The following is a 24307-nucleotide window of genomic DNA, read 5'->3' on the forward strand; positions in this document are numbered from 1 at the left end:
CGCGCCTCAACGCGTGGGCGCGCCCTGCCCGAACAGGATCCGGCGCTGCTCGTCGCTGATGCTGGTGTTGGGCGCATAGGCATCGGGCGTGTCGGCGTAGGTGGCCTGCACCGCCGGGCGCTCGCGCATGCGCTCGAACCAGCGCCGCAGTTCCGGGAAATCCTGCAAGGACTGCCCGTGCGAGACATGCGGCACGATCCAGGGGTAGCAGGCCATGTCGGCGATCGAATACGCGTCGGCGATGTAGTCGCGTCCGGCCAGCCTGCGATCGAGCACGCCGTACAGGCGATGGGTCTCGCGGGTGTAGCGGTCGATCGCGTAGGGCACCTTCTCCGGCGCGTAGATGTTGAAGTGGCCGATCTGCCCGGCCATCGGGCCGAGTCCGCCGACCTGCCAGTACAGCCATTGCAGCGTCTGCGCGCGGGCGCGCGCGTCGCTGGGCAGGAAGCGGCCGGTCTTGTCGGCCAGGTACTGCAGCATCGCGCCGGATTCGAACAGCGCCAGCGGCGCGCCGCCGTCGGCGGGGGCGTGATCGACCAGGGCCGGAATCTTGTTGTTGGGCGATATCTTCAGGAACTCGGCATCGAACTGTTCGCCCTTGCCGATGTTGACCGGCAGCAGGCGATGCGCGAGCCCGGATTCGAGCATGAACAGCTTGAGCTTGAGGCCGTTGGGCGTGGGCCAGAAATACAGGTCGATCATGAGCGCGCTCCGACGTGGGGATGGGCGGGATCGTACGCCTCGACGCCGCGGACCTCGGCGACGAAGTCGCGCAGCGCGCGGCCGATCCCGTCCGGTGAATCTTCCTGCAAATAACGGATGCCGGGTAGCGCGACCTCGCGCTGGTTGAGTCCGCTACGGCAGAAACTCCGCGCCCCCCGACCACTGTGCGCTCGGGCCGGGGCACGAGGCCGAGCTGAGGGCGCTTGCGGCGCCCTCAGCGGTACCGCATCGGTCCAGGCCTCAGAACGTCACGCTCCAACTATCGATCTTGCCTACGTCGCCGCCGGCGTTGTCGTTCACGCGCAGCTTCCACGTCCCATTCAGCGTCTCGCTGGACAAGTTCAAGGTAACCGTCTTGTTGACGTTGTCGGCGCTGCCGCCGGTACGGTTGTGGAGGTTGTAAAGCGAACCGTCCGGCGCCACCAGGTCCACCTTCAAGTCGCCCTGATAGGTGTGCACGATCGCCACCGTCACCGAAGCGTTGCTGGGGGCATTGCCGCTGCGGCCGGAGACCGTGATCGGGCTGTCGACCGTGGCGTTGTCGCTGATGGTGTAGTCGGCGGTGTTGCTGTAGGTCTGCACCCCGCTGGCGGTCACCGTGACCGAGGCGGTCTTGGTGTTGCTGGCGCCGCCGTTGTCGGTCACGGTCAGGGCCACCGTGTAGGTGCCCGCCGCCGCATAGGTCTTGCTGGGGTTGGTCGCGGTCGACGTGGTGCCGTCGCCGAAGGTCCAGCTGCGCGAGACGATGCTGCCGTCGCTGTCGCTGGAGCTGTCGGTGAAGGCCACGCTGAGGCCGCTGGCCGACGAGGCGAAGTTCGCCACCGGCGGCGCGTTTCCGCCGCTGCCGGTGTAGCTCAGGGCCAGCTTGGGCGCCGAGGCGCCTTCGCGCGAACTCCAGTCCACGCCGTCGATCACGCCGGAGGCATTGACCAGCACCACGCCGTGATTGGCGACCGCGCCCGAGGCCCAGTTCTCGACCAGCTGCACGCCGGCGGCGTTGAGCGCGATGGTCTGGGTGCCGGTGGCGCTGGGCGTGACCGTGCCCAGCTTGGTGCCCAGGGTCGCGCCGGCATAAGTCGCATCGGCCTCGGTCCATGCGCCGGTGACCTGGTACAGATCGTAGGCCCCGTTGGACAGGTTGCTGACGTTGAGCGAGACCGTCGCCGAGGTGATGTCCAACCCGGCCGCGGCGCCCAGGTTCCAGCCCATCAGGCCGCGAAGCTGCACGCCGGCGTCGTCGCCGTCGGCGTACAGCACCGCGCCGTTGTCGCGGCTGCCGTTGGACTTCACGGTGACGTCGCGCACCGCGTCCAGGGTCATGCTGTTGGCCGGCGGCGCGCCCTTGTTGCAGGTGCCGCTGAAACTGTCGGTGTAGCTGCTGCCGGCCTTGGGCACGAACTCGCCGGTGTAGCCCGTGGCGGTGAGGCTGAGCTTGAGCACGCCGTGGGTGCTGGCGTTGCTGGCCTCGAGCAGGGGATGGCTGCCGTTGAGGCCGTAGAACGCGCGTCCGCCGGTGCCGACCAGGACCTGACGGATGCCGTCGCTGGCCGCGGCCTGACTGGGATTCATCTTGCCGTAGCGCTGGTAGTTATGGTCGTGGCCGACCAGCACCAGGTCGGCCTTGGCCGCGTACAGCGCATCCCAGAACGGCTTCACCTGGCTGTAGCCGGTGTAGTTGCCGCGACTCACCAGCGGATGGTGGAAGTAGGCCGCGGTGCAGGGCTTGGTGTTCGCGGCCAGATCGTTCTGCAGCCAGGTGATCTGGGCGCTGGCGACGGTGCCGCCGGACATGGTGTTGAGGGCGATGAAATGCCATTCGCCCACGTCCCAGCTGTAATAGCCCTTGCTGCGATCGCCGGCCGGACCGGTCTGCGCGCCGACGCCGTTGAAGTAGTCGAAGTAACCGCTGGCGCCGCTGGTGTTGTACTCGTGATTGCCGGGCGTGGGGCTGGTCAGGGCCTTGAAGCGGCCCCAGGTCGGCGCGTAGCGGTTGTTGTATTCGCTGAGCGTGCCGCTGCTGTAGGCGTTGTCGCCTGCGGTGAACACCGCGGTGGGATTGATCGCCACGATCAGGTCCGAGGTGCCCGCGCAGGCGTTGCCGCTGCTGTCGCAGATGTCGCCGGCGCCGGCCACGATCACCGGGCTGGCGGCCAGCGCGCGCGTGCCGTAGTCGTAGCTGTCCAGTTCGTAACGGCTGTCGGGATTGCCGAAGTAGGACTGGATCTCGACGCAATCGCCGCGCAAGGCGCGCGCGTGGAAGGAGCGGCCGTTCCAGTGCGCGCCTTCGAAGTGGTAGACATCGCCGCCGGAGCTGCGGATGACCAGGGAGTCGTACGGCTTGAGCTCCAGCGCCTTGAAGCCCAGGCGTATCCATTTGGCGCCGGCCTGGCAGACGCGGTTGCCGGGCGTGGCCAGCATCGAGGCGCCGCGCGCGGGCGCGATCCTTTGCGTGACCGCGTCGTCTTCCGACAATTGCAGGGTGCGTTGCGCGGCGCCCGCGTTCGGCGCGAGTACGAGCGCGCCTGCCAGCGCTAGCGTCGCGGTCGCGCCGAGGCGCAGCCGTTCCTTGTGGGTCTTGTTCACTGGAATCTTCCTGGTTGGTTCCATCGTGGCTGTGCGGCTTGCGCCGGTTCGCTGCGCTCAGGGCGTTGCGCGCGGCGGGCAATGGCCCCACCGGGTACGCGACTCCGATCGCCGCCGGACGCTGCGCGCCGGCGTAACGGACTGCAGTCCACCGACGGCACGGCCCTCACGGACCGTCGGTGCAATCGCCGCGCACGCGCCCCCTGCGCTTGCGCTGCGTGTTCGCGCCCCTAGCGGACTGCGCCGCTTGTGGGGTCCGACGACAACGCAGCGGATCATCGTTGCGTTGCGGCCGCGCGACTGTGGCGGGCATCACAACGCGATGCGCCGATCCTGCGTCGGTGTACGATCGCGCCGGCTATGCTGTCGCAGCTTTGTTGCAATCAGGCGTTAGGCTGAGGAGTCTTCTTCATCCTGCGTCTGCGGCCGCGACGCCGCCCAGCTCCGTCGAGTGCGCCGCCGCTGGATTACACCGGTGCCGATGCCTCTTATGGGAGCGGCTTCCATCTGGGGGATCGGCGGGTCGGCGATGCGTTCGCGCAAACGAAAGCGACGGTCGGTGCCGGCGATCCAAGTTCGCCGCCCCTGGCCCACGCGCACGGCCGCTCATCGGCCCACAACCGCTGCACGGCCGAGCCACGCAGGCGGCGATTGACCTGCGCCGCGACCGGAGCGAGCATCGGACGCTATGCGCGGCCCACGCGCCCCAGGCAAGGACGACCCCATGAGCACGCGCATTCGCGGCGTCTTCGACGTCGAAATGATTCCGCAACCCGCCGACGACGCCGCGGCCGGCCGCTACATCGGCCGTATGCGGCTGGACAAGCGCTACCACGGCGAACTCGACGCCGGCGGCCAGGGCCAGATGCTGGCCTTCCGCAGCGGCGTCGCCGGCTCGGCGGGCTATGTCGCGATGGAGCGCGTCGAAGGCCGCCTGGCAGGCCGTAGCGGCAGCTTCGTGCTGCAGCACAGCGCGATCATGGACCGCGGCACTCCCGCGCTGGTGCTGCGGGTGGTGCCCGATTCCGGCGACGACGAGCTGAGCGGTCTCAGCGGCACCATGACCATCGAGATCGCCGACGGCAAGCATTACTACGACTTCGACTACACCCTGCCGACCGAGCCATGACCGCGGCCTGCGTGGCCAACGCGCGCGCCAACCGCGCTATGGAGGCTTGAGTGGGGCTGCAGCACCTGCCGCGCTGGGTCTGGCTGGGCGCCGGGTCCCTGGCCTGCGTCGCCGGCATGGTCAATGTGATCGGCTATCTGGGTTTCGAGCACCAGGCGATCACCCACCTCACCGGTACCACCTCGCTGCTCGCCGCGGCACTGGTCGGCGCCGACCTGCGTGCCGCGACGCATCTGCTGGGCATGATCCTGGCCTTCTTCGCCGGCGCCGCGCTCAGCGGCATGATCGTGCAGGACAGCACTCTGCGTTTGGGCCGCCGCTACGGCGTCGCGTTGGCGATCGAATCGGCCCTGCTGTTCGCGGCGGTGCCGTTGTTCCACCGCCAACAGATTCTCGGCGCTCTGCTCGCCGCGGTCGCCTGCGGCCTGCAGAACGCGATGGCCAGCACCTACAGCGGCTCGGTGGTGCGCACCACCCATCTCAGCGGCATGATCACCGACCTGGGCATCGGCCTGGGCCATGCGCTACGCCGACGGCCGCTATCGCGGCAGCGGCTGTCGTTGAGCGCCCTGATCGTCGCGGGCTTCTTCGCCGGCGGCCTGATCGGCGCGCTCTCGTTCCGGCATTTCGGCTACGACGCGCTGTACCTGCCGGCGTCGTTGACCGGCGTCACCGGCGTGTTCTACGCCTTGTACCGCCATTTCCGCCCACCGCCGTCCCTGCCCGACTAAAACGGCGGACAGCGCTCAATCCACCGGATAGGGGCCTTCGGCGAAGGTTTCGGCGTGATAGCCCTTGCGACCGATCGCGCGCGCGAGGTCGCTGCGCAGGTCCTGGCCGGCACGCAGGCGCTGCAGGGCGTAGGCGAAGTCGTAGCGCGGGCGCCAACCGAGCTCGTCGCGGGCGCGCTGATTGACGTAGACGCGCTCGATGCCGGGGAACATGCGCCAGCCGCGGCGCGCGTACTCGTCGGCATAGTCCGGCACATAGCGCGCGACCACCGCCGGCGCGTCCTCGCGCAGCTGCCGCAGATCGTCGCGGGTGAACGGCGTGGTCGCGCTGATGATGTAGCGGCCGAAACCGATCGCCGGCGCGCGCGCGATCGCGAGCAGGTGGGCGTCGACCACATCCTCGATGTCCACGCGCCGGTACAGCAGCTCGTTGGCCTTGATGTTGGCGTCCTCGTAGGCGTCGCGCGAGGCCTTGAGGTCGTCCTCCTCGGGAAAGAAGCGCGAGGTGCGCAGCACCAGCACCGGCAGGCCCTGCTTGTGCTGGAACAGCTCGCACAGGCTTTCGGCCGCGACCTTGGTAACGCCGTAGATGTTGCGCGGCACCGGCGTCACGTCCTCGGTGACCCAGGCCGCGGGCGCGCCCGGCGGTGGGGTCAGGGCGCGGCCGAACGCGCTGGTGGTGCTGGTGAAGGCGAACGCGCCGACGCCGGCCGACACCGCCTCCTCGAGCAGGTTGAGGGTGCCGGAGATATTGGTGTCGACGAAGTCCTGGCGGCTGTGGGTGGCCACATGCGGCTTGTGCAGGGTCGCGGTGTGCAACACCGCGTCGACCCCGCGCATGCAGCGCGCGACCAGGGCACGGTCGACGATGGAGCCGACCGTGTCGGTGTAGGCGGAGGCGATCACGTCCAGTCCGTGCGCTTCGTGACCGTCGTGGCGCAGGCGGCGCATCAGCGCTTCGCCGAGGTGGCCGGCGCTGCCGGTGACCAGGATCTTCATGCGGGGCGTTCCGAGGGCGCGGGACGCGACGGCGTCCCGTGCCGCGCATTGTCCCCTATCGCGGCCGACGCCGCCATGCGCGCCGGCGACAGGATCGCCGCAGTCCATGGGGAGCCCGACCATGATCGTGAGGGCATGGCACGGCCGCACGCCGCGGACGCGCGGCGATGCCTCTGCGCGCTTCCTGATCGAACGCGCGCCACCGGCAATCCCGGTGCCTTACTGCGCGAGTTCGCGCGGAACCCGCGTCACTACGATCGGGTCGGCGCCGAGGTCGGCGAGGCGATCGCCGGCTTCGCGGGCGCCTAAACGCCTCGCGGTGGCGAGGCGGGTACGGTTGCGGGGCGAGCCGCAGTGGCGGGTGCTGTTGCGGGTGCCGTTGCGGGTGCTGTCGCGGGTGCTGTCGCGGGTGCTGTCGCGGGTGCCGTTGCGGGTGCCGTTGCGGGTGCCGTTGCGGGCGCCGTTGCGGGTGCGGTGGCAGGCGCAGTCGCGGGGGCCGTCGCTGGAGCGGTCGCAGGTCGTGCCGCGCTGGCTGGTGCGGTGGCAGGTGCCGTTGCGGGCGCAGTCGCAGGCGCGGTTGCGGGTGCCGTCGCCGGCCGCGGCGCCGGCGGGCGCGCGGCGTCGGCGATCGCGGTGTCCATCGCCGTGCGGCGTTCGCGGTCGCCTTGCTGCTGCGAGGCCAGACGCGCGTTGCGGGCGACGTTGGGATCGGGTTCGGCGGTGGGATTGATCGAGGCGTTGCGGATGCGGTCGGCCTGCGCTTGCGCGGCCATCTGGTTCAGCGGCAAATAGTCGCTGCGGAAGTTCAGCTCGACCGAGGAGTTGAGCTCCAGATCGGTGTTCATTTCTTCCGAACTCTGCGAACGCTGGGTGGAGACGTAGCCGATGTTGTTCTCGATCTCGGCGCTGGCGCCCCACGGCCCGACACCGAAACTGCCCGAGGCGCGCACGCGGTTGTTCATGTTGAACTGGCTGCCGCGGTCCTCGCTGGCGGCGCTGCGGGTGTCGACGTGGAAGCGCATCGAGGCGTTGATGCGGCCGCTGTCGATCACGATCCGCTGCATGCCCAGCATGACCATGGTCGCGAGCATCTGCTGGCGCTGGCGCGCGATGTAGCGCCGCGCCAGCGGAACCAACTGCTCGGGATTGCTGGCGTCCACCGACTCCTCCGGCTCCATGCCCAGCTGGGCGCGGATCTCCTCCGCGGTCGGCATCGAGGCGCCGCCGCGCAGGCGCAGGCGGATCTCCGCGGCCTCCTCCGGATCGACTTCCTCGCCCTCCTCGGGCTGTTCGTATTCGATCTGCTGCGGGAAGTGCTCGGCCACCCACTGGCGGACCTGGATGATGCTGAACTGGCTGCGTTCGAATCCCTCCGCCGAGGCCGAGACGCTGTTGAGCAGTTGCACGTACATCTGCATCTGCTGCGAGCTGGAATCGAGCATGGCCCGGAACACGCCGTTGATCAGGTCGGTCACGAAGCGCGGGAACGACACCGCGTTGAGGACGTTGCGGGTGGTGTCGGCGACGCGGTCGGCGGCCGCGGCGAAGCCCGGCTGGTCCTGCGCGCGCGCCAGCGGCGGCGCGCGTTGCGCGATCTCGTCCTCGGCCTGGCCTTCCTCGGCGATCAGATCCGCCGCCAACGCGGACACCCTTACCATCGAACGCGCGAGCGATTGGCGGTCGCCATCGGAGAGGTGTTGATAGTTGGGCGAGCGCTCCAGCACTTCGCGCACGGCGCTGCGGATCCACGGAGGCGGCGGCGCGGCGGCGGCCGGCGCGGGCACGGCGGCGCGGGCGACGGCGGCACTCATCTCAGGCCGCCGCGGACAGCGCGGGCGCCGCGGCGGGCGCCGACGCGGCGTCGCGGCCCGACAGCCAGCGCTGGGCGGCGCCGATCAGTTCGTAATCGTCGGCCGCGATCCGCGGCGCGGCATCGGCGTAGTGTTCGGCCAGCCACAGCAGCACGGTCTGTCCGGCGCGACCCTGGTCGACGCGGCGCTGCACGCCGCTCGCGCTCAGCCCCTGTTGGGTGCCCGCCACCGCGACCAGCTGCCACAGCGAGTTCACCGCGAATGCGGCCTGCAGCATGCGGTCGCGCAGAAAGCCCAGGGCCAGGTTGATGTTGGCGACGATGTCGCGCGCGGCCAGGGTCGCCATCGGGTCCATGCGCAGGGCCAGGAATTCGCCCAGCGCGCCGCAGGCGGTCTCCAGCGCCACCCGCTCGCGCAGGTCGCCGCCATCGGCCTGAGCGACGATGGCCTCGCACAGCCCCGCCATCAGGCGTTCGAAGTAGGGCGTCTCGATCACGCGCGCGAAGATCGCCTGGCGCTCGCTGGCGTCCAGGCGTTCGCGGCGCGCGCGCCAGAAGCTATTGATCAGCTGCGCGCCCGGGCCCAAGGGCTGGACGATCGCGCCGCTGGCGAACAGGCCGGCGATTTGCTCGGCGGTGGGCAGCAGGCCGGCGCCTTCGAGTTCGGCGGCGAAGTACAAGGGCGCGGCGGCCTGCAACTGGGCGCGGTCCATCGCATTGGGCGCGCCCGGCGGCAGGTCGATCGCGCCTTCCAGCGGATCGGCCGACAGGGCGATCACCAGCGCCGATTGCCGCTCCAGCGCGGACAGCGACAACGCCAACGCGCGCAGCAGCGGTTCGTGCTCGTGGCGCGGCGCGATCAGGAGGTCCGGCGGCGGCGGGGCCAGGCGCATGCGCGGGCCCTCAGCGATTGCCGCTGCCCTGCGCGCCGCCGGCGGCGCCGCCGCCCGCGCCGCGCGCACCGGGCACGTAGTTCGGATCCACCGGGGTCGAGTTGCCCTGGATCGCGGCGATCATCGCCGGCGAGGCCAGCTTCTCCATCGGGAAGTAGTCCGACTTGAAGTTCACCCGCACCTCGCCGGTGAGCTTGGCTTTCATATCCTGCTTGGATTCGGAGTCCTCGCTGACCGAGGACGAGACCGTGGTCATGTGGCGCTGCACGTTCTCGTTGACCGAGCCCGCCGCGCCCCAGCCGAAATGCACGCCGGCCGCGCTGCGGTTGCGGTTCATGCTGGACTGGCTGTCGTACAGCGAGGCGCCGGCCGAGCGCGAGGCTTCGTCGCTGGCGCGGAAGTCGAACACTACCTTGGCGTTGATCGCGCCGTCGGTGACCACGATGCGGTTGATGCCCAGGATCACCATCGACGACAGCAACTGCTGGCGGCTGCGCGCCATCTGCAGACGCGCGGCCTGGGTCAGACGCGCTTCCTGATCGGCGTCGGATATGTCGGTGATCGGCTGCGCGATCTGCAGCTCGGCGTTGATCCGGGCGAGCGCGGCCTGGTCGTCTTCCTGATTGATGTTGGTCAGCCGCGGACCGCCGCCCTCGCTGTCGCTGGCGTCGATGCCCAGATCGCCGGGGAAGCGGTCGACCAGCCAGTCGCGCGCATTGTTGAGGCTGATGTTGTCGGCGGCGAACTGGTCCACCGTCTGCGCGACCGACTTCAACAGCTCGCCATAGGCGTTCATCTGCTGGATCGAGGCGTTGACGATGGCCTGGAACACATTCTGGATCAGGCCGCCGACGAAGGCCGGAAAATCCACCGAGCCGATGTACTTCTTGAAGTTGTCCGCGCCCTGCTCCACCGAGCCGGCCTTGAAGTCGCTGCCGGCGAAGGTTCCGATCTTGTCGGAGGCCTTGCCCTTGGCCTGATCGACTTCGCCGGCGAGCGCGCGCGTCAGGCCATCCTCGCTGCCCTGGCTCTTGGCCAATATGCCCTGCCCTGGCGTGAGCTCCTGCTTGGCCAGACCATCGGGATTGGTCATGTACGAGGCCACGCGCACCATGTTGCGGGCCAGCTCCTGCTGTTCGGCCACCGGAAGTTCGCGGAAGCCGGGCGAGGATTCGAGCAGGCGCCGCACCTGCGGCCGCACCGCCGACAAGGTGTCGTCATCCAGCCACGACGGCGGGGCGGCTGCGCTGCGCACTGAGTCGCTCATGGCCATCGCTCCGTAGGTCGCCGCCTCAACGCGTTGCCGGCGGTGTGGTCGCCGGCGTCGCGGCCTGACCGCCCTGTGCCGGCGGACGCCCGGCCAAGGTCTTGACCATGCCCGGCTGGGCGTTCATCTGGATCGCCGCGATCGATTCGGGATTGGCCAGCTTCTCCAGCGGCAGGTAGTCGCTCTTGAAGTTGACCTCCATCGTGCCGGCCAGGCTGGCCTTGGTCTGCAGGCTGGCGTCGATCGTGGTCTGCGAGGCGGACGCCATCTTCAACACCGGCTGCGCGGTGGTCTTGTAGGTACCCTTGGAGTAATAGCTGGCGTCGCGGTTGCTGCTTTGGTAGCCGGCGTCCTTGCTGTAGGAACTGCTGCGCTCGCCGCCCTCGGAACTGCCCTCGTAGTCGCCGCTGGACGTGGTCGCGTACTGGTCGCCGTAGTCGAACTGTTGCGCGCTCTTGCGGAACGACATGTTGTCGCGGGCCTGGAAGTCGTACATGACTTTGGCCGAAATCTTGCCGTCGGTGACCACGATCCGATTGATGCCCAGCATCACCATCGTCGCCAGCAGCTGCTGCCGGCCCGTCGCGACCTGGGTGCGCGCGGCCGGCACCAGCACCGCCTCGATCAGTTCGTCATCGAGGCGTTCGATCGGCTTGTCCAGCGGCAGCGAGCTGTTGAGCCGCGCGACCGCGGCGCGCTCGTCGACGCCCTCGCGCAGGGTCACGCGCGGCCCGGGCGGCGCCGCGCTCTCGTCGCCGAAACCGCCCATGTCGCCGAAACTGCCGGTGTCCATGCTCAGCTGGAACATGTCCGGAAACTGCTCGACCAGATGATCGCGGCCCTGGTTCTGGGTGGTGTTGTCGTCGCGGAACTGATTGAGGCTTTTGGAGACGTCGGCGACCAGTTTGGCGTAGGCCTCCATCTGCTCGATCGAGCTTTGCACGATCGAGTGGAACACGCCGTTGATGAGGCCGGCGCAGAACTCCGGAAAATTGACCTCGCGCAACAGCGCGCCGGCCACCGCCGCGCCCTCGCGCGCGCTCTGCGCGGTGAACTTGCCGTCCTGGTCGGTGTTGCTGCCGCGCTGACTGACCCGCGACAGGCCCTCGTTGGCCAATGCGCGCACCTGCGGGCTTTGCTCGCCGGGCTTGAGCTTGATCCCGGGTTCGGCCAGATAGCTGCCGATCCGCACCAGGCCCTGGGCCAGCGCCTCGCGCTTGTCGGGGGCCAGTTCGTGGAAGGCCTGACTGCTCTGCAGCAGCTCGCGCACGGCCAGGCGCGCGGATTCGTGGGTTTCGCGGCTGGCCACCGGCGCGCTCGCCGAGCCGGCGGGACGCGCGCTGGGCGGAAAGATCGCGGATCTGACGCTCGCGGCTGACATGGCTATGGCTCCGTCTCAATACGTCTTTGCAAAGTCCGGCACCGAAGTCGGTCCGGCACGCCGAACTACACCGAGGGCGCGTGCGCCTGGCGGCGCGCCCTCATCGCCGCGCCGACCCGCGCTACTGCAGGTCGCGCGCATCCGCGATGCTGTCGCGCATCTCGAACTCGATCGGCCGCACATACAGGCTGATGCGCGCCGGCGAGTTCGGATTGACGCGAATGCTGAGCACCGAGAAGTGGCCTTGCTCGCGCGCTTCCTCCATGCCGAACGCCTCCAGCCAGCGCGACAGCGCCGCGAGTTGGCGCGGGCGTTCGGCCAGGCCGAGTTTGAGCAGATCCAGGAAGCGCGCGGGCAAATCGGGGATCGCCGCGAGCAGGATCTCGAGCTTGAGCTCGGCGCCATCCGGGGTTTCGCGCACACCCACCAGCACGCCGCCGTCGGGCAGCTCGAAGCGCCCGCCCAGGGCCACGCCGACGATGCGCATCAGACTGGGCAACTGATGGCCGATGCCGAGCCGATTCATCATCGGACCCAGCGCCGACACCTGCAGGCGACCGCGATGCAGGAAGGTCACGCGTTGGCTGCCGGCTTCGCGCTTGCAGCCGATCGAGGTGAAGATCGGCATCAGACTGGGCATCTCCGCCATCGCCTGCCGGGTCAGCATCGCCAGGCCCGGCGACAGCGCTTCGATCTGGGTCGGCAGCAGCTCATAGTAGATCTTGGCCGCGTACAGGCCGTCCTCGTCGAAGGCGCTGCCGAACCAGGCCCCGTAGTTCATCCAGCCCAGGCCGCCGAAGCCTCGCCATTCCTCGCTGCGCGAGTCGAACCAACGCAGCGCGTCGCGCCCGAACACCGGCTGCACCAGCCGGCGCATTTCGCGCGTGGCCTCGTCGCGCCGGGCCATCGGCGCGGCGCCGGGGCCCAGCGGTTCAATGGTGAAGCGCAGGATGTCCGGCTCGGTCTCCGAGAACGACGGCTCGTACGGCACCGCGCCGGGCGTGAGCGCGTTGCGGGCGTAGGAGACGTCGTCGTCGGGCAGACGGAACGTGCGGTCGATCAGCGAATCCAGATAAGGCAGCGGATCGCGCGTGCCCAGGGCGCGCGCGGCGGTGGCGAGCGAGCGCTTGACGTGCGTCGCCATGGGTTGCTTGCCGTGGTTGCCAGAGGGCTGGTTCATTGCGGTACTCCGGTTGGTACTTCAGGCGGCTGGGGTCGCGATCACATCAACGGCATCGAGCCGTTGAGGCCGCCGGTCAGCGATTCGATGGTCTCGCGCGCGAACGCGGGCATCTCGATCGGCTTACTGGTGATGACCGGCGATTCGGTCGACTGCGAGTAGTGCTCGACGCTGTCGTCCTGCACGCCGCCGACGGCCAGCCATTGCTCGCAAGCCTGCAGCAGATCCCAGTCGTTGGGATCCACGGTCGGCTGGTCGCTGCCGCGCAGTTGCGGATTGGTCAGCGCGGCCAGCGAGATCACCTCGCCGTAACGGCCGCTAAGACGCTGGTGGTTGTTGGCGATCCAGCGGATGATCACCGCGCCGGCGCGGGCCTGGGTGCGATAGCGATGGGTGTTGCGGGTGCCGCCCAGATAGTTGGCGTTGACCTGGTCGATCACCTGCCACATGTCGCGCGCGCCGAATGCGCCGCGGATTTCCGGATCGCTGAGCTGATCGCGGAACTCCAGGATCATCTGCTGCAGCTCGGTCGCGGCGAAGTAGGCGATGCCGTAGCCGTTGAGCGACAGATTGGCGCCCAGGTCGTAGCCGGCCTTGCGCACCTGTTCCTGCGAGACCGCCACCGGGATGTTGCTGCGCAGGAGCCGGTCGACGCTGACCTGACGGCCGAACGAGGACACCGCCGAGACGAAGCGCAGCCACAGCTCGTTGAAATCGCGGTTGGGCTGGTTGGCGTTGGGATCGCCGCCCGGGGCGCCGAACACGCGCATGTACAGGTCGCGGCGTTCGCCTTCGGTGATGCGCTCGCCGGATTTCTTGTAGTAGTTGAACAGATAGTCGCCAGCCTTGCCGCGGCCCAACGGCAGCAGCCCGGCGCGGAACAGCTCGACGATGCGTTCGACCACCTGCGGCAGGCGCATTTCTTCCAGCATGTAAGCGAAGTAGATCGCCTGCACCGCATGCAGGTTCTCGCGGATGATCTCGACATCGGTGGCCGCTTCCAGGTCCGGCAGCATGATTTCCATCGCCGACGGAGGCGCGCCGGAGACCACGCCGGTCTGCATGTCGTAGACGTTCTGAATGCGGCTGGCGAGCCAGGCATCGTTGGCGCTGACGCCGTCGGTGGCCAGGCGGCGCACGACCGCGGCGACGTTGCGGCCGCTGAGCGCGCAGACGGTGTCGCTGGCGGCGGGCACGAAGGCGTCGCCGGTGTCGCGCATGTCCTCGGCGACCGCGGCGTCGCTGGCCTCCTCCTGCGCCTCCTCGGCGGCGGCGCGCGCGGCGGTCGCGGCGTCGGCGGCGCGGCGCGCTTGCGCGGTCGCGGCTTCGGCGGCCTTGTTGGCGCTGGCGACGGCGCGGCGCGCGGCAGCCAGTTCGGCTTTGCTCGGCTTCTCGTCGGCCAGGGCCTCGAGTTCGGCCTGCTTGTCCTTGGCGGTCTTGGCGGCGGCACGCGCGCTCTCGCGCGCGCTCGCGGCGGCCTGGTCGGCCTCGCGCGAGCGCGCCAGCGCGGCCTGGGCCGCGGCGACCGCGTTGCGCTTGGCGGCGGAGCCGTCGAGGGCGTCGTAGCGGGTGCGCGGATCCTCGTTGGGATCGATGCAACCGACGATGGACGGATCGATCAGACCCGAATCGACCTGCGACTTCAGCACCACCGAATAGCGCTGACCGAGCTGAGCGTAGGCCGCGTCGAACAGTTCGCGGTTCTTGCGGTACTCGCCCTGCGCGGTGCTGATGCGCTGCACGAAGTCCGGGCGCCCGGCATCGGTATAGCCGTCGACTTGCAGCAGGCCGCAGATCGAGGCGATCTCGCGCTCGTACTTGTCCAAGGGCTCGATCAGGCTGCCGGTCATGCGCTGCGAGCCGAGCAGGCCGTACTTGTGCACGAACTGCTTCTTGCGCTCCAGCTCCTCCCAGGCTTCCTGCTGGTGAGTCGCGGCGACCAGGCGGTAGAACGGGTCGATGACCACGTCGCTGCCCAGCTGCTTCTTGATCCGCATCAGCTCGTCGAGCTGGCGGCTGCTCAATCCGCCGCTGGTGTCGGCGGTTTTCTGGATGGTCTCCAGAACTTGCTGGCGGGCACGCAGCTCCTGGCGCTTCTTCAGCTCGCGCTCGCCCAGGTCAACCAGCAGGATACGTTTCATGACGGTTCTCTCGCGTTGGTAACGGATTGGGTGGAGCACGATTGGGTGGGGCGCACGGCGTTACGCTGGTCTGCCGCGGCGCCCGCGTGCTTGCGGGACTTGCTGTTGTGTCGTTTGCTCGCCATGGGGCTCTCCTCGGCAGCGTTGCGTGGTGCGGGTCGTGACGGTTCGTGGTGTTGCGGGGTAAAGGGTTCAGGCCGCGGCCAGCGCGGGTGGTATGTCGACCGGTTCGTCGCCTTCGTCGCGGATCGCGCGGTCGATGCGCGCGTCCAGCGCCTGCAGCGCGGCCATCGCATCGACCACGCCGTGGCCGCAGCCTTCGATGCCGGCGCTGGCGAACGGGCGCGCGCTCTCGATCAGGACCTCGCGCGCCTCGACGCTGTCCAGCGGCCAGGCGCGGCGCTGTGAACGCGAGGCCAGCAAGCCGCAGATCGCGGCCACGAACGGCGAGGCGAAGCTGGTGCCGCTGGCGGTCTGGTATCCCTCCAGGCCGCAGGTGAGGATGTCGCGCCCGGGCGCGCAGATCGCCACGTGCTCGCCGCGCGTGCTGAAGCTGGCCGGGCGGCGCTGGCTGTCGATCGCGCCGACCGCGATCACGCCCTCGTGCGCGGCCGGGTAATACTTCTCGGTGAGTCCGGAATTGCCGCTGGCCGCGACCAGGATCACGCCGCGCGCGAGGGCGTAACGCACGATCTCCTCGTGCGGCTTGGGCGCATCCGCGCCCAGCGCGGATTCGGGGGTGCCGAAGCTCATGTTGATCACCTTCACGCCCAGATCGATCAGCCGCTTCATGCCGGCGTCGATGTTGTCCAGCGCGCCGACGCCGAAACGGCGATCGTCCGCGCCCACCGCCGCGCCCAGCACCCGCACCGGGGTCAAGCCGCAGGCGCCGGCGCCACCGGGCGGAATGTCGCGGCCGCGCGCGACCAGGATTCCGGCGCAGCCGGTGCCATGGCCGACTTCGTCCTGCGGACGCTCGCCGCGATGGCGGTAGTCCCCCACCAGGGTCAGGCCGCCGACCGTGGCCGGGTCCAGGTCGACGCTGTCGAAGCCGGCGCGCAGCCGCGTCGACAGCTCTTCGTGCTCAACCGCGACGCCGGTGTCGGCCAGGCCGATCACGGTGGCCGGATCGCCGGGCTCGTAGGCCAGCGCCTGCGGCAGGCGGATCAGTTCGCGCGCCCAGGCGCGCTGGCTCTCGTGCGCGCCGCCGGACGCCGGCGTCGCGAACGGCGCGCTGCACAAGTGATCGGCGCCCACGCGCTCGACCATCGGCAGTTCCGCCAGCGCCTGCAGCAGCTTGTAGGCGCCGCTGGGATCGCGCAGTTCGATGCGCAGCACGCGGGCCACGCCGCTGAGCTGCTCGACGTCGTCGAAGCGGCGCGCGCCGGTCACCGCGCGCGCGCTGCGCGGGGTGCGCGCGCTGTGCAGGCGCGCGGCCCGGAACGCGCCGGCGTGATGGCGCAACAGGCGATCGATCACGCCGCCGTCGATGTGTTCGGCGATCGGCGTGCCGTACTGGGTACAGGCGCGCAAGCCGGGCAGGTGCTCGGGCACTTCGCCCAGGCGCAGGGTGACCAGCAGGCGACCGGGCACGCGCGGCGCGGCGACGGCGACGTTCATGGCCGGCCTCCGTGCGCGTCGTCGCTCCAGCGGCCGAGATGGCCCTCGCTGAGGCGCACGTGCGCGACTTCGCCGCCGCCGAAATCCAGCTCGGCGTCGCAGCCCAGCTGGCTGGCCAACGGCGCCAGCACCAGCCGGCCCTCTTCGCTTTCGATCACCGGCACCGCTTCGCCGGCGGCGCGCACCAGCGGCAGGCGCCCGGCGCGCAGGGCCGGCGCGCTCACGTGCACGCGCTGGGAGGCGCGCGCGTCGCGCTCGTCGCCGCGCTCGACCCGAGTCACGCGCGGCGCGGCCGCATTCATCAGGGCCTGCTGCAAGCGGTTGACCGGCATCCGCGACAGGCGCGCGATCACGTCGGTGCCGGCGCTTTGCTTGAGTTCGTTGAGCTGGGTGATGGTGCGCACGCCGATGCGCTCGAGCCGGCGCTGGTCGTCTTCGCTGATCGAATCGCCCAGCGCCTCGCGCAGGTTGAACTTCGGATCCTCGGCTTTGAAGTCGACCGCGTTCTCCTCGATCATCGGCTTGGTGATCGTGGTCAACGCCAGCTTGATCGTGCTGGCTTCGGACTCGCCGGGGCCGGCCGGGCGCAGATAGACGTCGTCGTCGATCATCTGCACGAACGCGCGCAGGTCCATCGACACTTCCTTGACCGCGAAGGTCAGCGGCAACTTGCCGACCCGGGCCTTGATCGCCATCGCCGCCTGAGCCTTGTCCAACTGCTCGGTCAGGGCCTGGATGAACAGGTCGAAGGGCACGCCGCTGTCGCGCAACAGGGCCGGCATCTGCGCGCTCATGGCTCGCCCCCGCCGCAGCTCCAGCTGACGGTCAGACGCGAAGGCATCGCGTTCCAGGTATTGACCTCGCGGCTGCGCGGCAGGTCGGCCAGCAGCACGCAGCCGCCGTCGCGCAGGATCGGGCGCAGTTCCAGCGGCAGCGTCATCTCGACGTTCGCCAGTTGCACCTGCGCCGGCAAGCCACGCGCCTCGGTAGCGATCAGGCCGTCATGCAGTTCGTCCAGCAGCTGCGAGAGTTCGCGCAACATCACGCGCCTCCTTCCTGCGTCGGCGCGGGCGCGGCGACGGCGGGCGCCGCGGCGGCGGGCGCGGCCGCGCGCATCGCCGGCGAGTGGCGCTGCACCAAGGCGATCTTGGCCGCATCGGCCAATCGCTCCAGCGGCAGGGTCTCGCTGACGAAGTTGAGCTTGACCTCGCCGAACAGGTCGGCGCGGACGTTGGACTCGTTCTGAGCGTTGACCGCGACCGTCGACACCATGGTCGAGCTCTGGCCGCTGTAGCTGAGCGCGCCGCGCTCGCCCCAGTTGTTGACCGACTGCGGATCGGCGCCGACCGCGTAACCGACCTTGGCCGAGTCCTGGGCGGCGGCGCGGAACATCACCTTGCTGGTGATGCTGCCGTCGCGTACCACCACCCGGTTCATGCCCAGCATGACCATGGTCGCGAGCAGTTGCTGGCGTTCGCCGCCGACCTTGAGCCGGACCTGCGGCAGCACGCGCTGTTCCAGTACCTCGGTGCTCAACTCTTCGCCGTCGATGCCGTACTCGCCCAGCCACGCCGGCATCAGGCCTTCGGCGCGCGGCACCAGTTGGGCCTCGGTGCGCTCGCCGCCGTCGGGCAGCAGCAGCTGCACTTCGCCGGGGTAACGGGTGGCCAGCCAGTCGCGCGCCTGGTTGGGGCTGACGTTCTCTTCGGTGAACTGGTCCAGGGTCTTGGCGACCGCCGCGACCAGGCCGGAGTAGCTCTCCATCTGCCGGATCGAGGCGTCGACGATGGCGTCGAAGGTGCCGTGCACGAGTTGGGCGACGAAACCGGGGAAGTCGATCTCGTTGACCATCGCACCGGCGCGGCGGGCGATGGTCTCGGTGGCCTGCGGCTTGGGCGCGGTTGCCGGCGCCGGCGCCGGAGCGCCCGTGGCGGGCGCGTCGGCAGCGGGCGCGTTGGCAAGCCCGCGCGCGGGCGCGGGCGCCCCGTTCCTCGGGGGGAAGATCCTGCCGCGGGTGCCGTTGTGCTCGGACACGATGCGATCCTCAGGCCGTCGTCACCCAACGGTTCTCGCGCTCGTAGCGGCCGTCGCCGAGCAGGCGCAGTTCGATGCGCGCCGCCGGACTGCCCTGTGCGAGTCCGCTGAACCGGTAGTCGATGCTCAACTTCAAAGCCGCGACGCCGCCGACATCGGGAGCGTCCTCGATGCGCGCGCTCGCCTCCACGCCGTAGGCCAGGTTGGCCGGCAGGCCCGCGATCACGCGCACCTCGCCCACCGAACCCTGCGAGGCACGGAAATCGACCGTGATCGGCAAGGGCGAGGACTGACCTTCGATGGCCGGCCATTCGCCCAGCTCGATGCGCACGTCGGCGGCGGCGGCCGAACTCACGCTGGGCGACAGCACCGCGGGCGACTTCAGGCCCTCGAGCTGATCCAGGGCCCAGCGGCAGGCGCCGGCGCTGCCGCGCAGCACGCTCATGCGCGTGCCGGCGACGCGGCTGGGTTCGATCGGTTCGCGGGTTTCGCCCGAGGCGCTGGCGTCGCTGCCGACGTCGAAGGCGCGCACCGCGGACGGCGGACGCGCGAGGCGCAGGCCGCCGCCGCTGCCCAGCGATTGCGCGCTGGGACGCGGCGCTTCCGGCGGCAGATACAGCACCCGCCAGTTGCCGTAATCGGGCTCGGCCATGTTGCCGAAGTCGGCGGCGAAGTCGGCGAACGGCAGCCAGTCTTCGTAGCCGTGGTTGGCCGGATGGAAATCGACGGCATCGGAATCGAAAGCGACGCGGGTGTCCCAGGGATTGAGCACCTTGACCTGCACCGAGGCCGGATCCTCCAGGTTGCCCTTGATGCCGGCGATCACCACCGCGTGCGGCGCGCCGACGATCACCACCCACAAGGCGCCGCGCTCGCGCAGCCACTGCGCCCATTGCGTGGGCGTGTGATACAGGCTGGTGTTGGACGGCTGCGGGATCACGCTGAAGCCGTAGCGGTCGCGCACGGCGTTGAGCAGGTCCCAGCCGTAGGAGCTGGCCAGGGAACCGCCGACCTGATTGGCCAGTGTCTCGGGCGAGTAGGACTGGTTGTGCCGCCACGACAGCAGCATCGCCATCGACGCGGCCCAACAGGCGTCCTTGTTCGGCTGCGGCACCAGCGTCACCGGATAGTCGCTGCCGCTTTCGGACAGCGCGCGCACCGGGCGTCCCGCGCCCAGCGCGAACGTGGTCGCGCGGCCTTCGATCCAGTCGATCTTGGTCGGGGTGATGAAGCAGCCGCGGTTGAGGCCCTGCGCGGCCGGCTGGCCGGTCACGTGGACCGCGCAGACCTGGGCCTTGAGCTGGCCGCTGCTGCGGTCGAGGTGATAGACCGGCGAACCGCTGGCGCCGTGCAGGGTCAGGATCGGGTACTCGATGACCTCGCCGTTGCTCTGCGAGGCCGCGTAGCCGCCGTGCAGGTGTTGCTTGTCGCCGTCGATCGCGGCGGTGAGTTCGGGCACCGCGTCGGAGGCGCCGGAGTAGCCGCAGACCACGATCGGCAGGCGGTCGGACGGGGTGGCGTTGAGGAACTCGAAGTACTGCCCGTTCGGCGCCGCGATCGGCACGTTGTCGATCACCGCCAGGTCGTTCTCCCAATTGCCGCTGCCGCTGTAGCGCGGCGCGATCCGCCACGACGAGCTGGGCAGCGTGCACTGGCCGAACGGCTTGACGCCGGCGCCGTTCTGGCCCGGCACCACGGTCACGTTGACCTTGTTATGCAGATTGTGGGCGCAGGTCAGGATGCGGTTGGGCCCGATGTAGAAGCCGGTGCCGCCCCAGCCGTTGCCGGCGCTGTCGGTCATCAGCAACTGGCAGATCGCCGAATGCGGAAACGCGCGGGTGTCCTCGACGCCGACGAACCATTCCTCGCGCGCCAGGCTGAAGGCGTCGTCCTGGCAGGTCAGCGCGCTCATCGGGTTGGAGGGGTCGTAGTACGGCGTGATGATTTCCTGCGCGGTCGCGTAGGGGCGCCCGGGCAGCGCGAGCGCGTTCGCACGCCCGCGTCCGCGCAGGCCCTGCGAGGTCGCCGGTGCGGTGGCCGGCGCGGCCGCAGCGCGCACGCAGTCCATGTAGTGATCCCAGTTCCACAGCCGGCTCGGGCAGTCGTGGTTGTCGCGCGGCGAGGCTTCCTGGTGACCGACGATGTGTTCGCGGTCGATCGGCAGGTTGTACTGCGCGCACAGCCAGGCGACCAGCGCCGCCGAAGCCTGGTATTGCGCCTCGGTCGGGTCCAGGCCGCGCTTGTTGGCGACGTGCTCGATGCCGATGCCGTGGGTGTTGGCGCTGCTGGCATGCCAGGCCACGTCGTTGTTGCGCACCATCTGCACGACCTCGCCGTCGCGGCCGATCACGTAGTGGGCGCTGACGGTGATGTGCTCGTTGCGCGAGTTGCGCTGGTCCGGATTCTGGAACCAGCCGATGGTGCCGGTGATGCGCGAGCCGCCGTCGGTGATGTGGATCACGATGCGGTCGACCGTGCGCTGGGTGCGCATGGCGCGGTAGTTGCCCGAGTAGGCTGGCGCGAAGCGGCTGGCGCCCGGGTACTCGGCGGTGGGCGCGTCGAACGCGCGTGCGTGCCGATACGACTGCTCGGCCGCGACGGTCTCGTCCGGGATCGCCTCGGAGATGCCCTTGTTGTCCTGTTCTTCGTCCTCGAGCGCGAAGGCGCGCGTGTTCGTGCGGCCGTTCGCACGCGGGCTGGCCGGCATGCCCAGCGCGAACGTCGTGGCGCGGCCCTCGATCCAGTCGATCTTGCTGGGGGTGATGAAGCAGCCGCGGTTGAGGCCCTGTGCGGCCGGCTCGCCGCTGACATGGACCGCGCAGATCAGGGCCTTGAGCCCGCCGCGGTCGACCAGGGTGTAGACCGGCGAACCGCTGGCGCCCATCAGCGACAGGATCGGGTAGTCGAGGGTTTCGGGATTGGGCTGTTCGCGCACGTAACCGCCGTGCAGGTGTTGCTTGTCGCCGTCGATGATCGCGTCCAGCTCCGGTACCGCGCGCGAGGCGGCCGAGTAGCCGCAGACCACGACCGGCAGGCGGTCGGAAGGCGTGGCCTGCAGGAACTCGAAGTACTGCCCGTTCGGCGCCGCGATCGGCACGTTGTCGATCACCGCCAGGTCGTTGTTCCAGTCGCCGTCGCCGCTGTAGCGCGGCGCGACCCGCCAGGACGAGGACTGCACCGTGCATTGCCCGTAGGGGCGGCCGCCGGCGCCGTTGCGGCCGGGGATGATCTGCACGCTGCTCATGCCGTGCAGGTTGTGCGCGCAGGTCAGGATGCGGTTGCGGCCGATGTAGAAGCCGGTGCCCTGGTAGCCGGAGCCGTCCGGCGCGGTCATCAGCAGTTGGCAGATCGCCGAATGCGGATACAGCGAGGTGTTGGGCACGCCCGCGAACCATTCCTCGCGCGCCAGGCTGAAGGCGTCGGCCTGGCAGCTCAGCGCGGTGGAGGGATCGGCGGGGTCGTAGAACGGGGTGATGATCTCCTGCGCGCGCGCATAGACCTTGCCGCCGCCCAAGGCCTGCGCCCGCGGCGCGGCGCGCTGGGCGAGCGAGAACGCGATGCCGAAGCCCGCGGCCTCCTGGGCGATCCACTGGCGCTTGGCCGCGGTGATCCGGCAACCCAGGTTGGTGGTGGCCGAATGCGCGGCCACGTGCACGCCGACCATGTGCGCGCGCGGGAAGCTGCCGCCCTCGATCCAGTACACCGGCGAGCCGCTCGCGCCGCCCAGGGTCTGCAGGTCGTAGTCGAAGGTTTCCTCGCTGGGCAGGCTGCGGATGTAGCCGCCGTGCATGTGCTGCTTGTTGGGATCGATGTTGTCGTTGACCCATTGCTCGATCGCGTCGTTGGCGTACCAACGCGCGGAGTAGCCGCACACCACCACGCCCTCGGGACGCGACTGGGTCAGCTCCTCGACCAGGTCGAAGGTGCGGTCGGTCGGCACCGCGTTGGCGGCCGGCACCCGGATCACCGCCATGTCGAAGTCGCTGTTGCCGGCGCTGTAGGAGGGATGCTTGCGGCAATCGGCCCCGGTTACGTGGAAGCGGCCGAAGGGTTCGGTGGCGCCGCTCACGCCGGCGCCGTTCTTGCCCGGCACGATGATGAGTTCGCTCTGGCCGTCGACCACGTGGGCCGCGGTCAGCAGCAGGCAGGGGCCGATGAAGAACGCGCTGCCGTGCAGGGCGCCCTCCTCGCTGCCGTCGGGCCGGCGCACCTGGCAGATCGCCGAATGCGGCGGCACGGTGGTGTCGGTCACGCCCAGGAACCAGATCGCGCTGCTCACGAAAAAGCCGATCTGGGTGGTCAGGGCGTCGAACCAGTTGCTCGGCCGGTAATAGGACGAGACCAGCAACGAGCGCGAGTTCGGCGCCGGGGTGCGCGGCGCGGGCGCGTCGTAGCGCTGCTGGTAGCGGCCGTAGGACTGCGCGGTCGCGGGCGCCGCGTCGGCTACGGGTGCCGGCGTGGCGGCTGGCGCGGGCGCGGCGGCGGCCGGCGCGGCGCTGTCGTGGCCGTTGCTGGCCGGCGCGGGCGGCGCGCTCGCGCCCTGTTGCCACAGATCGTCTGAGTAACCGTCGCTGTAAGGCGCCGGTGCGGCCGGCGCGACGGCCGCGCCGGTGCCGCGGCCATTGCCGTTCGCGCGCGCGGCGCCGCTGTCGAGCGCGTCGCCGCCCCAGGCCAGGCCGCCGTTGGCCGCGCCGCCGTAGCCGGACACCGTGTCCAGGCGCGCCGTGCGGCGCAGGCCGCGTTCGGTGAGGCCGCTGAGATTGACGTACATGTTGCCGGCATCGGGGATCTTCACCGACACCGGACGGCTGCGGTCGCCTTCGTTGTAGGTGGCCAGGCCGAAGTACAGCCGCGGCTGGCCGACGAAGCGCGCGACCACGCTGGGCGGCACCAGGTAGACCGCGTCGCCGCGGCGCGCGCCGCTGCCCAGCACGCGGCTGGAATAGAAGTTGCTGGCCGTGCGCCGCGCGCGGTTTTCGGCCTTGAGCAGCTCCGGGTCGGTGGCCAGGCCGATCTCGAACAGCGGGCTTTCGCTGCGGACCGTGAATCCCAGCACGCTGAAGCGATCGTCGATCGATTCGCGGTTGGCTCGGATGAGTGCCATGACTGACTCCTATCGGCGCTTGCTTGCAGTGATGGAAGAAGCCGCATCGGCGCGCGCGTCGATCGCCGGCGCGCGGGCATCCAGCGCCAGTTCGATCGGCGTGCCGCCGACGTCGTTGATGACCGAGGAAATGCGTTCCCAGAAGCGCTGCTGGGCATCGATGCCGATGCCTTCCAGGTGCGGCTTCATGAACTCGACCACCGATTCGAGGTGGCGGAAGAACGCGCGCTGGCCGGATTGGACGTGCTCGACCGAACCGCGCCATTCGGCGACGGCGGCCTCGGCATCGCCGCGCTCGCACCAGACGCGAACGATGAAGACGGCGGTACGGTCTTCGAGCAGTGCCATTGCGACGAGCCCCTATGCCAGCGCTAGTGGCCGAGGCTGCGCCGGCGCCGTCACCGCCGCATCACGGGCGGATCACCGGTGGATCACGCCTTCATGCGGGCGTGTGATGTCGCGGTGATGCGGCTGAGAGCCGCGCAGGACGGGGCTGGCGCCGGGTCGGCGCGATGAGGGCTCGTACCGGATGGGCAGGAGCGCGGGCAGGCGATCGCGGCTCACGCCGCTCCCACAGGGCAAGGTGGGCGCGGGCCGCGGCCTCGTCGCCTCCGATTCCTCTGCGCTGCTTTCTGTGGGAGCGGCGTGAGCCGCGATCGGGACAGGCGATGACCTGGGTGGGCGCAGACCTTGCAACGCACCACGCCCGCTT

Annotated in this window: 18 protein-coding genes; 3 read left to right on the top strand and 15 right to left on the bottom strand. The window is 69.8% G+C overall.

Annotated elements, in window-relative coordinates:
• Positions 1-6: 6 nt before the first annotated feature.
• Positions 7-702: a glutathione binding-like protein gene (locus ASE43_RS14765; RefSeq protein WP_057160986.1), complete on the bottom strand. Its 696-nt coding sequence runs from the start codon at positions 700-702 to the stop codon at positions 7-9.
• Between the two features lie 261 nt (positions 703-963).
• On the bottom strand, positions 964-3306 hold the full coding sequence (locus ASE43_RS14770; protein WP_057160987.1) for a proprotein convertase P-domain-containing protein: 2343 nt from the start codon (positions 3304-3306) through the stop codon (positions 964-966).
• Between the two features lie 724 nt (positions 3307-4030).
• Here ASE43_RS14770 and ASE43_RS14775 point away from each other — a divergent pair.
• Both ASE43_RS14775 and ASE43_RS14780 read left to right on the top strand, forming a co-directional pair.
• Positions 4031-4435, top strand: a complete 405-nt coding sequence (locus ASE43_RS14775) for a DUF3224 domain-containing protein (protein ID WP_057160988.1) — start codon at positions 4031-4033, stop codon at positions 4433-4435.
• A gap of 50 nt (positions 4436-4485) precedes the next feature.
• On the top strand, positions 4486-5166 hold the full coding sequence (locus tag ASE43_RS14780; protein ID WP_057160989.1) for a YoaK family protein: 681 nt from the start codon (positions 4486-4488) through the stop codon (positions 5164-5166).
• Between the two features lie 15 nt (positions 5167-5181).
• On the opposite strand, the gene ASE43_RS14785 is transcribed toward ASE43_RS14780, so the two are convergent.
• Positions 5182-6165, bottom strand: a complete 984-nt coding sequence (locus ASE43_RS14785; RefSeq protein WP_056180691.1) for an NAD(P)-dependent oxidoreductase — start codon at positions 6163-6165, stop codon at positions 5182-5184.
• A 75-nt stretch (positions 6166-6240) separates the two neighbouring features.
• Here ASE43_RS14785 and ASE43_RS21895 point away from each other — a divergent pair, with 75 nt between their 5' ends.
• Positions 6241-6474, top strand: coding sequence for a hypothetical protein (locus tag ASE43_RS21895; RefSeq protein ID WP_157499948.1), 234 nt, complete (start codon positions 6241-6243; stop codon positions 6472-6474).
• On the opposite strand, the gene ASE43_RS14790 is transcribed toward ASE43_RS21895, so the two are convergent.
• The 12 genes from ASE43_RS14790 to ASE43_RS14845 all read right to left on the bottom strand — a co-directional run bounded on the left by ASE43_RS14790 (position 6471) and on the right by ASE43_RS14845 (position 23943).
• A complete protein-coding gene (locus ASE43_RS14790; protein ID WP_057160990.1) occupies positions 6471-7976 on the bottom strand; it encodes a hypothetical protein in 1506 nt (501 codons plus the stop codon). The genes ASE43_RS21895 and ASE43_RS14790 overlap by 4 nt on opposite strands.
• A 1-nt stretch (position 7977) precedes the next feature.
• Complete coding sequence (locus ASE43_RS14795) at positions 7978-8868, bottom strand: hypothetical protein (protein ID WP_157499950.1); 891 nt, start codon at positions 8866-8868, stop codon at positions 7978-7980.
• A 10-nt stretch (positions 8869-8878) separates the two neighbouring features.
• The gene (locus tag ASE43_RS14800) at positions 8879-10135 is read right to left on the bottom strand and encodes a hypothetical protein (protein WP_056181276.1); all 1257 of its coding nucleotides are present in this window, start codon (positions 10133-10135) and stop codon (positions 8879-8881) included.
• A gap of 25 nt (positions 10136-10160) precedes the next feature.
• Positions 10161-11516: a hypothetical protein gene (locus ASE43_RS14805; protein WP_200944019.1), complete on the bottom strand. Its 1356-nt coding sequence runs from the start codon at positions 11514-11516 to the stop codon at positions 10161-10163.
• 121 nt (positions 11517-11637) lie between these two features.
• A complete protein-coding gene (locus ASE43_RS14810; RefSeq protein WP_057160992.1) occupies positions 11638-12696 on the bottom strand; it encodes a hypothetical protein in 1059 nt (352 codons plus the stop codon).
• A gap of 41 nt (positions 12697-12737) precedes the next feature.
• Complete coding sequence (locus ASE43_RS14815; protein WP_057160993.1) at positions 12738-14837, bottom strand: hypothetical protein; 2100 nt, start codon at positions 14835-14837, stop codon at positions 12738-12740.
• A 192-nt stretch (positions 14838-15029) separates the two neighbouring features.
• Positions 15030-16457, bottom strand: coding sequence for a S8 family serine peptidase (locus tag ASE43_RS14820; protein ID WP_057160994.1), 1428 nt, complete (start codon positions 16455-16457; stop codon positions 15030-15032).
• Positions 16454-17251: a hypothetical protein gene (locus ASE43_RS14825; RefSeq protein WP_056180711.1), complete on the bottom strand. Its 798-nt coding sequence runs from the start codon at positions 17249-17251 to the stop codon at positions 16454-16456. Before ASE43_RS14825 ends, ASE43_RS14820 begins: the two co-directional genes overlap by 4 nt.
• On the bottom strand, positions 17248-17499 hold the full coding sequence (locus ASE43_RS14830) for a hypothetical protein (RefSeq protein ID WP_056180714.1): 252 nt from the start codon (positions 17497-17499) through the stop codon (positions 17248-17250). The genes ASE43_RS14825 and ASE43_RS14830 overlap by 4 nt, the downstream gene beginning before the upstream one ends.
• Positions 17499-18491 carry a hypothetical protein gene (locus tag ASE43_RS14835; protein ID WP_200956266.1) on the bottom strand — a complete coding sequence of 331 codons (993 nt, stop codon included), beginning with the start codon at positions 18489-18491 and terminating at the stop codon, positions 17499-17501. Before ASE43_RS14835 ends, ASE43_RS14830 begins: the two co-directional genes overlap by 1 nt.
• 10 nt (positions 18492-18501) lie before the next feature.
• Positions 18502-23595: an N-acetylmuramoyl-L-alanine amidase gene (locus ASE43_RS14840; protein WP_057160995.1), complete on the bottom strand. Its 5094-nt coding sequence runs from the start codon at positions 23593-23595 to the stop codon at positions 18502-18504.
• 9 nt (positions 23596-23604) lie between these two features.
• Positions 23605-23943, bottom strand: coding sequence for a hypothetical protein (locus tag ASE43_RS14845; RefSeq protein WP_056180720.1), 339 nt, complete (start codon positions 23941-23943; stop codon positions 23605-23607).
• Positions 23944-24307: the final 364 nt, after the last annotated feature.

The sequence above is a fragment of the Lysobacter sp. Root983 genome (assembly GCF_001429345.1).
Taxonomy (GTDB): Bacteria; Pseudomonadota; Gammaproteobacteria; order Xanthomonadales; family Xanthomonadaceae; genus Lysobacter.

Coding starts and splice junctions, on each gene's coding strand:
- ASE43_RS14805 (WP_200944019.1), bottom strand. CDS start 11,516: ATGTCAGCCGCGAGCGTCAGATCCGCGATCTTTCCGCCCAGCGCGCGT.
- ASE43_RS14810 (WP_057160992.1), bottom strand. CDS start 12,696: ATGAACCAGCCCTCTGGCAACCACGGCAAGCAACCCATGGCGACGCAC.
- ASE43_RS14815 (WP_057160993.1), bottom strand. CDS start 14,837: ATGAAACGTATCCTGCTGGTTGACCTGGGCGAGCGCGAGCTGAAGAAG.
- ASE43_RS14795 (WP_157499950.1), bottom strand. CDS start 8,868: ATGCGCCTGGCCCCGCCGCCGCCGGACCTCCTGATCGCGCCGCGCCAC.
- ASE43_RS21895 (WP_157499948.1), top strand. CDS start 6,241: ATGCGCGCCGGCGACAGGATCGCCGCAGTCCATGGGGAGCCCGACCAT.
- ASE43_RS14830 (WP_056180714.1), bottom strand. CDS start 17,499: ATGTTGCGCGAACTCTCGCAGCTGCTGGACGAACTGCATGACGGCCTG.
- ASE43_RS14840 (WP_057160995.1), bottom strand. CDS start 23,595: ATGGCACTCATCCGAGCCAACCGCGAATCGATCGACGATCGCTTCAGC.
- ASE43_RS14820 (WP_057160994.1), bottom strand. CDS start 16,457: ATGAACGTCGCCGTCGCCGCGCCGCGCGTGCCCGGTCGCCTGCTGGTC.
- ASE43_RS14765 (WP_057160986.1), bottom strand. CDS start 702: ATGATCGACCTGTATTTCTGGCCCACGCCCAACGGCCTCAAGCTCAAG.
- ASE43_RS14800 (WP_056181276.1), bottom strand. CDS start 10,135: ATGAGCGACTCAGTGCGCAGCGCAGCCGCCCCGCCGTCGTGGCTGGAT.
- ASE43_RS14790 (WP_057160990.1), bottom strand. CDS start 7,976: ATGAGTGCCGCCGTCGCCCGCGCCGCCGTGCCCGCGCCGGCCGCCGCC.
- ASE43_RS14785 (WP_056180691.1), bottom strand. CDS start 6,165: ATGAAGATCCTGGTCACCGGCAGCGCCGGCCACCTCGGCGAAGCGCTG.
- ASE43_RS14775 (WP_057160988.1), top strand. CDS start 4,031: ATGAGCACGCGCATTCGCGGCGTCTTCGACGTCGAAATGATTCCGCAA.
- ASE43_RS14825 (WP_056180711.1), bottom strand. CDS start 17,251: ATGAGCGCGCAGATGCCGGCCCTGTTGCGCGACAGCGGCGTGCCCTTC.
- ASE43_RS14845 (WP_056180720.1), bottom strand. CDS start 23,943: ATGGCACTGCTCGAAGACCGTACCGCCGTCTTCATCGTTCGCGTCTGG.